This is a genomic window from Arthrobacter saudimassiliensis (genome assembly GCF_059090665.1).
On sequence record NZ_JBNHFX010000003.1, the window covers coordinates 118,584 to 131,266 of the forward strand.

The window sequence follows — 12,683 nt, forward strand, 5'->3', positions numbered from 1 at the left end:
ACATGCCTGGACCATCGAAGCCGATCAGCGTGCTCGTCGCGGACGACGAGCAGCCGGCCGTCGAGGAACTGGCGTTCCTGCTGGGCCGCGACGCCCGGGTGGGCGAGATCCACCGGGCCGGCAGCGGCGGTGCGGCGGTCCGGCTGCTCGAGGAAAAGCAGGTCGACGCCGTGTTCCTCGACATTCACATGCCCGCCCTCTCCGGGCTGGACATCGCCCGGGCCTTGTCCCGGCACCGGCAGCCGCCGGCGGTCGTCTTCGTCACCGCCGACGAGGAACACGCGCTGGCCGCCTTCGAGCTGGCTGCGCTGGATTACCTGCTCAAACCGGTCCGCCCGGAACGGCTGGCCGAATCGGTACGGCGGATCTGCGACGCCGCGGCCCCCGAGGTCGACGCCGAAACCGTCACCGTGGTCCAGGGGGCCACCACCAAGCTGATCCGCCGCGACACCATCTCCTACGTGCAGGCCCAGGGCGACTACGCCCGGCTGCACACCTCCGAGGGCTCGTACCTGGTGCGGGTTCCCCTCGCGGACCTGGAAACCCAGTGGTCCGACGCCGGGTTCGTGCGGATCCACCGCTCCTATCTGGTGGCCCGTCCCCGGATCCGCCAGATCCGGATCACCGCCGGCCGGGCCTCCGTGCAGCTGGACGGCGTCGAACTTCCGGTCAGCCGGCGGCACCTGCCCGGGGTACGCGCCGCGCTCGGCACCGGCCGGTCCCGCCAGGTGCCATGAGCGGCTCCCCGGAGACCCCGCCGCGGGTTCGGGTCACCGCACCGCGGCAGTCCCCCGCGGCCGGCGCGCCGTTCACGGTCTCCCGCGAACTGGACGAGCAGTCCGAAGTGGGCGATGTCTTCCTCCGCGCCCTGATCCGGTCCCAGCTGCGCCTTGCCCTGGTGGTGGGCGGCGGATTCCTGCTGATCCTGCTGGGCGTGCCCGTGCTGCTTGCCTTCGTGCCGGTCATCGCCTCCACCGCGGTGTTCGGGATCCCCGCGCCGTGGATCCTGCTCGGCGTCAGCGTCTATCCGCTGGTGATCATCTGCGGGGCGCTGTACGTGCGCAGCGCGGCCCGCAATGAACGGCGGTTCCTTGACCTGGTCCACGGCCCGCAGGAGCCCAGGCGGTGACCGCCCTGCCCGGCATGGATCCCGCCGTGGGCTACGCGGCCGTGGCCGCCGTCGTGGCCGCGACCCTGCTGATCGGAGCGTTCGGGCTGCGGATCTCCCGCACCACCGGGGACTTCTACGTCGCCTCCCGGACGGTCCGGCCCTGGTGGAACGCCTCGGCGATCGGCGGCGAGTACCTGTCCGCCGCCAGCTTCCTGGGCGTCGCCGGACTGATCCTGGTCTCCGGTGTGGACGCGCTGTGGTTTCCCATCGGCTACACCGCCGGTTACCTGATGCTGCTGCTCTTCGTCGCCGCCCCGCTGCGGCGCTCCGGCGCGTACACCATCTCCGACTTCGCCGAGGCCCGGCTGGAGTCCCGGACGGCGCGGCGGGTCACGAGCCTGCTCGTGGTCGCGGTGGGCTGGCTGTACATCGTGCCGCAGCTGCACGGGGCGGCGCTGGCCATAGCCATCACCACCGGGCTGCCCGGGTGGACGGGATCGGTGGCGGTTGCTGCGGTGGTCTGTGCCAGCGTCGCGACCGGCGGCATGCGCTCCATCACCTTCGTGCAGGCCTTCCAGTACTGGCTGAAGCTGACGGCGCTGGCCGTGCCGGTGCTGTTCATCCTCTTCCACAGCGGCGGGGCCGGATGGCAGGGCGGCGGCGCGGCCCTGGCCGAGGCCCTGGATCCGGAAGCGCACGCCTCGCTGTACCGCAACATCTCGCTCAGCCTCGCGCTGCTCTGCGGCACGCTCGGCCTGCCGCATGTGCTGGTGCGCTTCTACACCAACCCCGACGGGCCCTCGGCGCGGCGGACCACCTTGATCGTGCTGGGGCTGCTGTCCCTCTTCTACGTTTTTCCCATTGCCTACGGGGTCCTGGCCCGGATCTACCTGCCCGACCTCGCAGACCAGGGCAGCGCTGACGCCGCGGTGCTCCTGCTGCCGGGCACGGTGTTCGACGGCGGCCTCGGTGACCTGCTGGCGGCCATGGTGACGGCCGGCGCCTTCGCTGCGTTCCTGTCCACCAGCAGCGGCCTCGTGGTGTCCCTCTCCGGAGTGATGAGCCAGGAGTTCTTCGGGGGCAGCGTGCGCGGCTTCCGGATCTCGGCGGTGGCGGCCGCCGTCGTCCCGCTGGTGATTGCTCTGCTGACCAGTTCCCAGGCGCTGGCCGGAAGCATCGGCATGGTCTTCGCGTTCACCGCGTCGACCCTGTGTCCCCTGCTGGTGCTGGGGATCTGGTGGCGCGGGCTGACGGCCCCCGGCGCCGTGGCCGGCATGCTGACCGGTGCCGCGCTGTGCGGAGGCGCCATGGCCGCGGGCGGAGTGGCCGGCGCCGCCGGAGCAGGCATCCCGGGCTGGGTGGCGCAGCCGGCGGCGTGGACCGTGCCGGCGTCGTTCCTGGTGACCATCCTGGTCTCGCGGGCCCGGCCCGGACTGGTGCCGGCCGGCGTCGGGCGCTTCATGGCCCGGCTGCATGCCCCGGAAGGCACCGGCGGCGGGGGCCGGGGCGGCCCTGTGCGCAGCGGGCGCCCGGACCGGCAGGGTTAGTCGATGGCGGCCATCAGCTCGACGACGCGGTCCAGGAACGCGTCGACCTGCGTTTCCTCGTAGCCTTCGTCGCCGCGGGCCTCGCGGAACACGGCTCGGCGCACCACGTCCACGCTCAGCGGCTTGTCATGCTCGAAGTAGCCGAGCAGTTCGTTGCACAGCGCGTCGACGTCCTCGACGTTGTAGCTGGGTGCCCGGCGCTTGCTGGGACGGCGGAACCGCTCCCCCGGTTCCCGGTGGAGGCGTCCGCGCAGCACGGCGGACGTGCGGCCGATCAGCATCAGCCAGGCGTCTTCGCCCTTCTCGCGGATCAGTTCGTCCCGCTCACGCTGGGCGAAGACATCCTCGAGCCGGTCCAGCGCCGCGTCGACGGCCTGTGCCTCGTAGCCGCCCTTGGCGGGGTCGAAGGCCATGGCGCGGACCTGCCGGCTGGTGATCGGCTTGGTGCCTTTGCCCTGCGAGTTGTAGAAGTCCCGGGCCTTGGTGAGGAACTCGTCCACCTGTCGGATGTTGTAGCCGTACTCCCGGCGGCCCACCCGCTGGAAGGGGGCACTGGCCTGGCGCACATCGTCCATGCTTGGGGTAGTCCTCCGTGTCTTGGTGCCCGCTCCGGCGCTGGGCCGGACCGGGGCAGCTGATCCACCTTGCATCTTACTTGGCCCTTCCGCACGTGGCTGCCAGGCGGCCCGGTGTGTGCCTGCTCATAGGGTGAGCAGCAGGGAGACCAGGAAGACCACCGGTGCGGCGAAGACGATCGAATCGAGCCGGTCCATGACACCGCCGTGGCCCGGAAGCAGGTTGGACATGTCCTTCACGCCCAGTTCCCGCTTGATCATCGACTCGGAGAAGTCACCGGCCGTTGCCGCAGCGACCGTGGCCACCGCGAGAACGATGCCGAACCACCAAGGAGCGTCCAGGGCGAACACTGCAGCCAGCACGCCGATCAGTGCTGCGCCGGCCGCTGATCCGGCAAAGCCTTCCCACGACTTTTTCGGGCTGATCTTCGGGGCCATCGGGTGCTTGCCGAACAGGGCGCCGACCAGGTAGCCGAAGGTGTCGTTGGCGACCACCAGCAGCAGCAGCACCGCCACCCGTATGCGTCCGTCGGGCTCGGCGAGCAGGACCATCGCGAAGCTGAGCAGGAACGGAACCCAGAGCAGCACGAAGATGCCCGCCAGGATGCTGGTCAGCGCCCCTTCGGCCGTGTCCAGGGTGCGCCAGAGCAGAATCGCCACCGAGGTGGCCGTCAGGGCGAACGCGAGGGCCTCGGTGCCGCCGAAGTAGGCGGCCAGCGGCAGGGCCAGGGTTCCGACCAGGACCGGCACCATGGGTACCTTGATGCCGCGCACCTCCAGGGCCCGGCTGACTTCCCAGACGCCGACGACGGCGAATCCGGCGGCGATGATGACGATGGCGACCGGGTAGTACAGCAGCCCGACCAGCAGCGATCCGAGCAGGACGACGCCGACGCCGATCGCGGCCGGCAGGTTGCGCCCGGCGCGTGATGGTCGATCCGGGGTACGGGCGGAACCGCGCCGGGAACCGGCTGCGCTCATGGTGGTGGCCTTTGCTGCCGGGGCTTCCTGCGGAGCGGAGGAGGCGCCAGCCTGTGTGGGAGGCTGGTGGGAACTCATCAGACTTCGAGCAGCTCCGCTTCCTTGCGCTTGAGCAGCTCGTCGATGTTCTCGGTGTGGGCCTTCGTCAGCGCGTCCAGTTCCTTTTCCGCACGGGCGCCGTCGTCCTCGCCGATTTCGCCGTCCTTGACCAGCCGGTCCAGGGCGTCCTTGGCCTTGCGGCGGATGTTGCGGACGGACACCTTGGCGTCTTCGCCCTTGCCCCGGACGATCTTGACGTACTCGCGGCGGCGCTCCTCGGTCAGCTCGGGCATGACCACGCGGATGACCTTGCCGTCGTTGGAGGGGTTGGCTCCGACCTCGGAGTCGCTGAGGGCCCGCTCAATGGCGCGCAGGGCGGACACGTCGTAGGGAGTGATCAGCAGGGTGCGTGCGTCGGGGGTGGCGAACGAGGCCAGCTGCTGGAGCTGGGTCGGGGAACCGTAGTAGTCGACGAGGACCTTGGCGAAGAGAGCGGGAGTCGCCCGGCCGGTGCGGATCGCGGAGAAATCCTCCTTGGCGACCTCCACCGCCTTGTCCATCTTCTCGGTGGCCTCTTGCAGCGTCTCTTCGATCACGGTTTCTCCTTCAGGGAAATTCGACCACGCACCCGTGGCTGGCTCTGCTACTAATCCTAAGCCACTGCTCCGGGTTCCCTGCACGGAGCGCAGCGAGGTGCGAGGGCAGGGCAGGGGCGCACCGCCCCGGGTTCCCTGCACGGAGCGCAGCGAGGTGCGAGGGGAGGAAGGTGGCGCACTGCCCTTAGGTTCCCTGCACGGAGCGCAGCGAGGTGCGGGGGCAGGGTTAACGGCGGGAGCCCCCGGGATCTCCCGGGGGCTCCCGCCGTGTGGTCAGTTGGTGACCAGGGTGCCGATCTTCTCGCCGCGGATGGCGCGGGCGACGTTGCCTTCGCCTTCCATCCCGAAGACCACCATCTGCAGGTTGTTGTCCTTGCACATGGTCATGGCGGTCTGGTCCATGACCCGGATGTCCTGGCGGAGGGCGTCGTCGTAGGTCAGGTTCTCGAGCTTGCGCGCGTTCGGATCCTTGTTGGGGTCGGCGGTGTACACACCGTCGACGCCGCTCTTGGCCATGAGGACTTCGTCCGCGTGGACCTCCAGGGCCCGCTGCGCAGCGACCGTGTCCGTGGAGAAGTAGGGCAGGCCTGCCCCGGCGCCGAAGATGACCACGCGCCCCTTCTCGAGGTGCCGGATGGCCCGCCGCGGAATGTAGGCCTCGGCGACCTGTCCCATGGTGATGGCGCTCTGGACGCGGGTCTCCACGCCGGCCTGCTCCAGGAAGTCCTGCAGCGCCAGGCAGTTCATGACCGTGCCGAGCATCCCCATGTAGTCCGCGCGGGAGCGGTCCATGCCGCTGGTGGACAGTTCCGCGCCGCGGAAGAAGTTGCCGCCGCCGACGACGATGGCCACTTCCACCTCGCCGACCGTCGAGGCGATCTGCTTGGCGACGGCGCGGACGGTTTCGGGGTCCACGCCCAGCTTGCCGCCGCCGAACACCTCGCCGGAGAGCTTGAGCAGGACACGGCGTCGCGGCGCTGCGGAATCGTTCTGGAGATGGGCCATTGATGCCTCCCGGAAGGTTGGGGATCTGCTGTTAAGACTAATTTGCCGGCAGTGCCAGGCAAGGTGCGGGCAGACAAAGGGGGTGGCCACCGTGTGGTGGCCACCCCCTTTCATTCATCTGCGCGCGTGCGTGGTGCCTTAGGCGCCGACGCGGAAGCGGGCGAAGGCGACGGGGCTGACCCCGGCCTCTTCGAAGACCTTCCCGACGGTCTTCTTCGCATCCTTGGCGAACGGCTGGTCCAGCAGCACGATCTCCTTGAAGAAGCCGGTCAGGCGGCCTTCAACGATCTTCGGCAGGGCAGCTTCGGGCTTGCCTTCGGCGCGGGCGGTCTCGTCGGCGATGCGGCGCTCGTTCTCGACGGTGTCGGCCGGCACCTCGTCCCGGGTGAGGTAGGTGGGTGCGTACGCCGCGGTGTGGACCGCGACGTCGTGGGCGGCCTCGAAGGCGGCGTCGCCTTCGCCGTCGACGGCGAACAGCACGCCGACCTGGGCCGGAAGGTCCTTGGAGGTCTTGTGCAGGTAGGCGTCAACGGTCTTGCCCTCGACGCGTGCAACGCGGCGGACGACGACCTTCTCGCCCAGCACGGCGCCCTCTTCGACGACGATCTCGGACAGCGGCTTGCCGTCGACCTCGTAGGCGAGCAGCGCCTCGGCGTCGGCTGCGCCGGACTCGATGGCGGCGGCGAGCACGCGGTCAGCCAGTTCGATGAACTTGGCGGACTTGGCCACGAAGTCGGTCTCGCAGTTCAGCTCGATCATGACGCCGACGGTGCCGTCCAGGACCTTGGCGGCCACGAGGCCCTCCGCGGTGGACCGGCCTTCGCGCTTAGTGGCGCCCTTCAGGCCCTTGATGCGGATGAGCTCCATGGCCTTGTCGGCATCGCCGTTGGCCTCGTCCAGAGCCTTCTTCACGTCCATCATGCCGGCGCCGGTGCGCTCACGCAGGGCCTTGATATCAGCAGCGGTGTAGTTCGCCATTTGGACTCCAGTCCTCCCGTTATAAGTTGTGGTGCGTTTCCGCGAGTGCGGCTGGCCGGTAGCCGGCCAGCCGCACTCTGCAGATCCCCCGTCCGCGGTAATCCACCGCTTTCGGGATGAGGTTTTACTTGTCCGCTGCCTCGGCGCCTTCAGCGGCGGGGGCTTCGGCGGCCGGAGCTTCAGCGGCGGGCGCCTCGGCGGCCGGTGCTTCAGCGGCCTGGCCCTCGAGCAGCTCGCGCTCCCACTCGGCCATCGGCTCTGCGGCGGCCTCGGTGTTGCCGGCTGCCTTGTTGTTGCGGGCGATGAGGCCTTCGGCAACGGCGTCGGCGATGACGCGGGTCAGCAGGTTGACGGAGCGGATGGCGTCGTCGTTGCCCGGGATCGGGTAGTTGACGTCGTCCGGATCGCAGTTGCTGTCGAGGATCGCGACGACCGGGATGCCCAGCTTCTTGGCCTCGTCAACCGCCAGGTGCTCCTTCTGGGTATCGACAACCCAGAGGACCGACGGGGTCTTGGACAGGTTGCGGATGCCGCCCAGGTTGCCCTGGAGCTTGGTGAGCTCACGCTTGAGGAGCAGCAGCTCCTTCTTGGTGTGGCCCGAAGCGGCGACGTCCTCGAAGTTGATCTCCTCGAGTTCCTTCATGCGCTGGATGCGCTTGGCAACGGTGGAGAAGTTGGTCAGCATGCCGCCCAGCCAGCGCTGGTTGACGTAGGGCTGGCCGACGCGGGTGGCCTGCTCGGCGATGGCTTCCTGTGCCTGCTTCTTGGTGCCGACGAACAGCACGGTGCCGCCGTGGGCGACGGTGGCCTTGACGAAGTCGTAGGCGCGGTCGATGTAGGACAGCGACTGCTGCAGGTCAATGATGTAGATGCCGTTGCGCTCGGTGAAGATGAAGCGCTTCATCTTCGGGTTCCAGCGACGGGTCTGGTGTCCAAAGTGGACGCCGCTGTCGAGCAGCTGGCGCATGGTAACGACGGGCATGTCGTCACTCCTTCCGGCAGCGTTCGGCGCGCACGCGCGAATCCGCTGCCAATTGACGGTTATACAGCTGCACGCCCGGCGGGCGGAGCTCCTGGCATCCATCAGCTGGAGTCCAGCGTGGGCCCCCTGCCGGCAAGCCGGACCGCTGGAGGCACACCCGGTGATCGCCCCAAAGGACGGTTCCGGATAATTGGGATGCGCGTAGTCAATCCGCCCTGCTCGCCGCCACACCCCGAGGGGGCACGGGACAGCGCACGGCAGACTGCTTGGATAAGTGTACTACAGCACCGGAGCCGCAGCGCACGTGCCCGCCGTCCCTTCGAGCGCGCGGACGGCACCGGGAACGCGGTCCTCCACAGCGCCCTGTCCGCCCGCACCTGTCCCCCGCCCGGCCCGGACGGCAGCCCCGGGGTGCCCTCCGGTGCAGGCTGGTCCGGTGATCCCTTTACTGCCCACGGGTTCCGGCCCTCCGCCCGACCTACGGAGGCCCTTCAGCCGGCATGCCCCGGCGCTGCTCGCCGCCCTGCTGCTGATCTTCATGCCGGGAGCGTCCGTTCCGCCCGGCGACCGCCTTTGGCTCGTTCCGACAGCTGGACAGGCCGCCCCGGCGTCGTTGTGGCAGCCCCGCTGGCAGTGGCCGCTGCAGCCGCCGCCCCCGGTCCTCAGGGGCTTCGACCGGCCGGCGCAGCGCTGGCTGGCAGGCCATAGGGGCGTGGACCTGTCGGCCGGAGCCGGCACCGCCGTGGTGAGTCCCGCCGCCGGGACGGTGCACTTTGCCGGGTGGGTGGTGGATCGGCCGGTGCTGACAATCCGGATCGAGGAGGCCGGGACGGTGCTGCTGAGCAGCTTCGAGCCCGTGGAGACCGAGCTGGCGGCCGGCTCGGCGGTGGCAGCCGGCGAACAGGTGGGCACGGTGGCTGCCACGGCCGCCCAGCATTGCCCGCAGCCGTGCCTGCACTGGGGCGTGCGGGAGAACGGCGACTATGTGGACCCGCTGGCGTTCGTCACCGATCGCCGGCCTTCCGTGCTGCTCCCCCTGCCCGCCGGCCGGGCAGCCGCCGCGGGCAGGGCGGCTGCGGCGGCGGCGGCGGCCCAGGAGAAACGGAGACCGGGGGCGGCCCGGGACGGCCACGGCCGGCCGGATCGGTAACTGATCCGACCGACCGTCACTGCCGGAGGCGCCTGCCTAGACGAAGGCTGCCACCCCGGTGATTGCCCGGCCGGTGACCAGGGTGTTCACTTCGTAGGTTCCTTCGTAGGAGTAGATCGCCTCCGCGTCGGCGAATACCTTGGCCATCCCGTAGTCGGTGACGATGCCGTTGCCGCCGAGGATGCTGCGGCCCAAAGCCACGGATTCGCGCATGCGGGCGGTGGTGAACGCCTTCGCCAGGGCGGACTGTTCGTCCTTCGCCCGGCCGAGGTCCTCCAGCTGGGCCAGGCGGACCATCATGCCCATCGAGCTGACGGTGTTGCCGAGAATCTTGACCAGCTGTTCCTGGATGAGCTGGAACGAGGCCAGCGGCTTGCCGAACTGGGTCCGCTCCACTGCGTAGCGGCGGGCGATGTCGAAGGCCGCCATCTGCTGGCCCACCGCCTGCCAGGCCACCGCAAGCCGGGTCACCTTCAGGACCTTGTTGACGTCCTTGAAGGTGTTGGCCCCCTTGAGGTGGAAGTCGTCGCTGATCCGGACGTTCTCCAGCTTGATGTCGGCGTTCTGGACGGTCCGCAGCGCGATCTTGTTTTCGATCTTGGTCGCGGTGTAGCCCTCGGTGCCGGTGTCCACAAGGAAGCCCTTGACCTGGTTGGTGTCCACGTCGCGGGCGTAAATGACCACCCAGTCGGACCAGGTCGCGTTGCCGATCCAGCGCTTCTCGCCGTTGAGGATCCACGAGTCCCCGTCCCGGCGGGCGGTGGTGCGCAGGCCGCCGGCGACGTCGGAGCCGCCGAGCGGTTCGGTCAGGCCGAAGGCGCCGATCTTCTTCATGGCGTAGATGTCCGGCAGCCAGGCAGCCTTCTGCTCCTCGGAGGCCAGGGCCTCGATGGAACCGGTGAACAGCCCGTCATGGACACCCATGAAGGTGGCGAAGGAAGTGTCTGCGCGGGTGAACTCCGCATGGCACAGGCCCGCGAAAAGGTTCGAGTAGCCCTGCCGGTACACGGGGCTGACCACGTCCAGTTCGGCCAGCTCGGGGACCATATGGGCGGGGAACTCCGCGTCGTTCCACCACTGGGCTGCGTGCGGCTTGACGTGGGTCCCCAGCCAGGCGCGGATTTCGTGCAGCCGGTCCCGCTCCTTGTCGGTAAGCAGGTCCTCGAATGCGTAGAAGTCGCCGTCCGCGTATGGGAGGTTGTCGACGTCGGGAGTTGCCATGGAATGTGCCCTTCGCTGCGGGATCGCCGGTGATCGGGCGGGCGTGGTGGGCCCGCACGGATTATGTTACCCGTGAGTAACATCGAGGGCAACGGCCGACGCGGCCCCAGCCGAACTCCGAAGACGACGAAACCCCGGTCCGGGGACCGGGGTTTCACAGGACAACGTCCGCCGCCGCCGAAGCAACGGTGTCGGGGGTAGGGCTGGTGGGGCTTGAACCCACGACCGACGGATTATGAGTCCGCTGCTCTAACCGGCTGAGCTACAGCCCCCCGCTCCCCTGCAGCTGCAGGCGGAACAACTCCACATCCTAGCGGCCCGCAGCCGGCGCCAGCCAATTGTCCGGCTGCCGGGCGAGGGGCTAGAAAGCCGGCTGGGGCACCTCACGTCCCGCATAGAGCGCTTCGAAGGTCGCCAGTGTCTGCTCGATCCCGTGGCGGTCGACCAGCTCGCGGCTCCGGCGCCCCATGGCCAGGCGCTGCTCGGCGGGCAGGCGGAGAATGTCGGTGATCCGGCGGGCCAGCTCGTCGGAGTCCCCGGGCTCGAAGAGGTAACCGTTGCGGCCGCTGTCGACCAGGTGGGGCAGGGCCATGGCATTGGCGAGCAGCACCGGCGTGGAGGCGGACATGGCCTCCAGGGTCACCAGCGACTGCAGCTCGGCGGTGCCCGGCTGGCAGAACAGGTCCGCGCGCAGGTAGGCGAGCCGCAGCTCCTCGTCGGACACCAGGCCCCGGAACACCACCCTGTCCTGCAGGCCGAGCCGGCGGACCTGCTCCTCCAGGGCCGGGCGCACCTCGCCGCCGCCCACGATTTCCGCCCGGGCCGGCACATCCGGCGGCAGCTTGGCGATGGCATCGATCAGCACGTCCACGTGCTTTTCCTCCGCCAGCCGGCCGACGAAGAGCACGGTGGGCTGCTCATGCGGTTCGATCACCTCACCCGGCCGCGGCTCGTACGCGGCGGCGTCGATCCCGTTGGACAGCGGCAGGACATCGTCCAGCTTGGCGTAGTCCTTCATGGCCTTGGCCGCCAGCGGCGTCGGGGTGGTGACCACGGCGGCCCGGCCCATCACCTTGCCCATGTCCCGCCAGGAGTTGCGGGCAACAATCCGCTTGAACCACCGGGGGAACGGCAGGAAGGGGTCCAGGTTTTCGGGCATGAAGTGGTTGGTGGCCACGGTGCGGACGCCGCGCCGGACCGCCTCGTACAGCGTGTGCTCACCCACCATGTAGTGGCACTGGATATGCACGACGTCGGGCTGCACCCGGTCCATGAGCAGGCTGATCTCCCGCTTGATTTCCCACGGCAGGCAGATCCGCCAGTACTCATGGGTGGGCACGCCGTGGGAGCGGAGGCGGTGCACGGGCCAGGGACCGTCCAGGTCGCTGTGGGAGGGCCCGGGTCCCGCGGCCGGGGCCAGGACGTGCACATCGTGTCCGCGTGCGTGCAGGCCCTTGGCGAGACGGTAGCCAAACTGCGCGGCTCCGTTCAGGTGCGGCGGGTAGGTGTCACAGGCAATCAGGATTGTCAGTGGTTGTTCCACCGGTGCGTCGCTCACGGTCTCCTCTAGTGGTCTGTCTGCGGACGGGCCGCGTCGGCTGCCCGTCGGTGCCGTTCTTCAGCCCTCCGCTGGATGACGTCCGGGTGGTACCGGGAGAGGGCAACGACCCCAACAATAGCAACGAAAGCTGCCAGGCCCATGGCCACGGCGGCCACCGGAGGCACGTCGGGCCGCAGTTCACCGAGGACTCCGATGCCGATGGCGATGCCGACCATGGGGTCGATGACCGTCAGGCCGGCGATGACCAGGTCGGGCGGGCCGGAGGAATAGGCGCTCTGCACGAACCAGGCCCCGAGGGCGCCGGCCACGGCTATGCCGACGACCGTGTACCAGGGGACGTTGAGGAGGAAGCGGCCGTTGGGGTTGAAGAGGTCGCCGATGATGATCTTGGTCAGCACGGCCACGAAGCCGAAAAGGACACCCGCGCCGAAGATGTGGACGATGGCGTTGAGCCGCTTGCCGAACAGCAGGTTCAGGGTTCCGAAGAAGGCCACGACGACCGCCAGGATCAGGACGATCACCACCTCCTGGCGCTGCTCCACGACGTGCTGGGTGCGGGTGACGAAAACGGCCAGGGAAACGAACAGGGCGCTGCCAAGGACGCAGGAGACGATTGCCGCCACCGTGATGCGGTTGAGGCGCAGCCCCTGGTCGCGGGCGTTGACGACGGTGGTGATGACCAGGGCGAGGGAGCCGATGGGCTGCACCACGGTCAGCGGCGCCAGCCCGAGCGCGGTGACGTTCAGCCCCATGCCGACGCCCAGCAGCAGCAGCCCGAAAAGCCAGCGGGGGTTGCGCAGCAGCCGGGTCAGCTGGCTGCCGTTCAGGGCCAGTCCGCCGGTGTCGGCGCTGACGGCGCTGCCCTGCCGCTGCGCACCGAAGGCAAGGAACACGGCACTCGCCAGGGCGCAGAGAATGGCGATTCCGGTCACCGGCG

Annotated in this window: 13 protein-coding genes and 1 tRNA gene; 4 read left to right on the top strand and 10 right to left on the bottom strand. The window is 69.3% G+C overall.

Annotated features, from left to right (window positions below; genetic code table 11):
- Positions 1-2: 2 nt before the first annotated feature.
- From AC5RV6_RS11810 to AC5RV6_RS11820, 3 genes are read left to right on the top strand one after another with little or no spacing between them, the layout of a single operon-like run.
- Positions 3-737 (top strand): LytR/AlgR family response regulator transcription factor, encoded by a 735-nt coding sequence (locus tag AC5RV6_RS11810; protein ID WP_494007524.1) that lies wholly within the window; start codon positions 3-5, stop codon positions 735-737.
- Positions 734-1,129, top strand: coding sequence for a hypothetical protein (locus AC5RV6_RS11815; RefSeq protein ID WP_494007525.1), 396 nt, complete (start codon positions 734-736; stop codon positions 1,127-1,129). The genes AC5RV6_RS11810 and AC5RV6_RS11815 overlap by 4 nt, the downstream gene beginning before the upstream one ends.
- A gap of 14 nt (positions 1,130-1,143) precedes the next feature.
- Positions 1,144-2,658, top strand: a complete 1,515-nt coding sequence (locus AC5RV6_RS11820; protein WP_494008077.1) for a sodium/solute symporter — start codon at positions 1,144-1,146, stop codon at positions 2,656-2,658.
- Here AC5RV6_RS11820 and AC5RV6_RS11825 read toward each other — a convergent pair.
- The 6 genes from AC5RV6_RS11825 to rpsB all read right to left on the bottom strand — a co-directional run bounded on the left by AC5RV6_RS11825 (position 2,655) and on the right by rpsB (position 7,814).
- Positions 2,655-3,233: a DivIVA domain-containing protein gene (locus AC5RV6_RS11825; protein WP_494007526.1), complete on the bottom strand. Its 579-nt coding sequence runs from the start codon at positions 3,231-3,233 to the stop codon at positions 2,655-2,657. The genes AC5RV6_RS11820 and AC5RV6_RS11825 overlap by 4 nt on opposite strands.
- Before the next feature lie 126 nt (positions 3,234-3,359).
- Positions 3,360-4,214 (bottom strand): phosphatidate cytidylyltransferase, encoded by an 855-nt coding sequence (locus AC5RV6_RS11830; protein WP_494007527.1) that lies wholly within the window; start codon positions 4,212-4,214, stop codon positions 3,360-3,362.
- Between the two features lie 77 nt (positions 4,215-4,291).
- Positions 4,292-4,849, bottom strand: coding sequence for a ribosome recycling factor (gene frr, locus AC5RV6_RS11835; protein WP_494007528.1), 558 nt, complete (start codon positions 4,847-4,849; stop codon positions 4,292-4,294).
- 273 nt (positions 4,850-5,122) lie between these two features.
- Entirely contained in the window at positions 5,123-5,854 is a 732-nt protein-coding gene (pyrH, locus tag AC5RV6_RS11840) for a UMP kinase (protein ID WP_494007529.1), read from the bottom strand.
- Positions 5,855-5,992: 138 nt separating this feature from the next.
- A complete protein-coding gene (tsf, locus tag AC5RV6_RS11845) occupies positions 5,993-6,832 on the bottom strand; it encodes a translation elongation factor Ts (protein WP_494007530.1) in 840 nt (279 codons plus the stop codon).
- A 124-nt stretch (positions 6,833-6,956) separates the two neighbouring features.
- Complete coding sequence (rpsB, locus tag AC5RV6_RS11850) at positions 6,957-7,814, bottom strand: 30S ribosomal protein S2 (protein WP_494007531.1); 858 nt, start codon at positions 7,812-7,814, stop codon at positions 6,957-6,959.
- A gap of 436 nt (positions 7,815-8,250) precedes the next feature.
- On the opposite strand from rpsB, the gene AC5RV6_RS11855 reads away from it, so the two are divergent.
- On the top strand, positions 8,251-8,964 hold the full coding sequence (locus AC5RV6_RS11855; RefSeq protein WP_494007532.1) for a M23 family metallopeptidase: 714 nt from the start codon (positions 8,251-8,253) through the stop codon (positions 8,962-8,964).
- A 36-nt stretch (positions 8,965-9,000) separates the two neighbouring features.
- On the opposite strand, the gene AC5RV6_RS11860 is transcribed toward AC5RV6_RS11855, so the two are convergent.
- From AC5RV6_RS11860 to AC5RV6_RS11875, 4 genes are all read right to left on the bottom strand, one after another.
- Positions 9,001-10,185 (bottom strand): acyl-CoA dehydrogenase family protein, encoded by a 1,185-nt coding sequence (locus AC5RV6_RS11860; protein WP_494007533.1) that lies wholly within the window; start codon positions 10,183-10,185, stop codon positions 9,001-9,003.
- Positions 10,186-10,383: 198 nt separating this feature from the next.
- Positions 10,384-10,457, bottom strand: a tRNA-Ile gene (locus AC5RV6_RS11865).
- An 89-nt stretch (positions 10,458-10,546) separates the two neighbouring features.
- Positions 10,547-11,743: a glycosyltransferase gene (locus AC5RV6_RS11870; protein WP_494007534.1), complete on the bottom strand. Its 1,197-nt coding sequence runs from the start codon at positions 11,741-11,743 to the stop codon at positions 10,547-10,549.
- Positions 11,744-11,751: 8 nt separating this feature from the next.
- A complete protein-coding gene (locus AC5RV6_RS11875; protein ID WP_494007535.1) occupies positions 11,752-12,678 on the bottom strand; it encodes a DMT family transporter in 927 nt (308 codons plus the stop codon).
- Between the last annotated feature and the right edge of the window lie 5 nt (positions 12,679-12,683).

Excerpts from the sequence above, each read along its gene's own strand:
- AC5RV6_RS11810 (WP_494007524.1), top strand. The coding sequence starts at position 3 with ATGCCTGGACCATCGAAGCCGATCAGCGTGCTCGTCGCGGACGACGAG.
- AC5RV6_RS11815 (WP_494007525.1), top strand. The coding sequence starts at position 734 with ATGAGCGGCTCCCCGGAGACCCCGCCGCGGGTTCGGGTCACCGCACCG.
- AC5RV6_RS11820 (WP_494008077.1), top strand. The coding sequence starts at position 1,144 with ATGGATCCCGCCGTGGGCTACGCGGCCGTGGCCGCCGTCGTGGCCGCG.
- AC5RV6_RS11825 (WP_494007526.1), bottom strand. The coding sequence starts at position 3,233 with ATGGACGATGTGCGCCAGGCCAGTGCCCCCTTCCAGCGGGTGGGCCGC.
- AC5RV6_RS11830 (WP_494007527.1), bottom strand. The coding sequence starts at position 4,214 with ATGAGCGCAGCCGGTTCCCGGCGCGGTTCCGCCCGTACCCCGGATCGA.
- pyrH (WP_494007529.1), bottom strand. The coding sequence starts at position 5,854 with ATGGCCCATCTCCAGAACGATTCCGCAGCGCCGCGACGCCGTGTCCTG.
- tsf (WP_494007530.1), bottom strand. The coding sequence starts at position 6,832 with ATGGCGAACTACACCGCTGCTGATATCAAGGCCCTGCGTGAGCGCACC.
- rpsB (WP_494007531.1), bottom strand. The coding sequence starts at position 7,814 with ATGCCCGTCGTTACCATGCGCCAGCTGCTCGACAGCGGCGTCCACTTT.
- AC5RV6_RS11860 (WP_494007533.1), bottom strand. The coding sequence starts at position 10,185 with ATGGCAACTCCCGACGTCGACAACCTCCCATACGCGGACGGCGACTTC.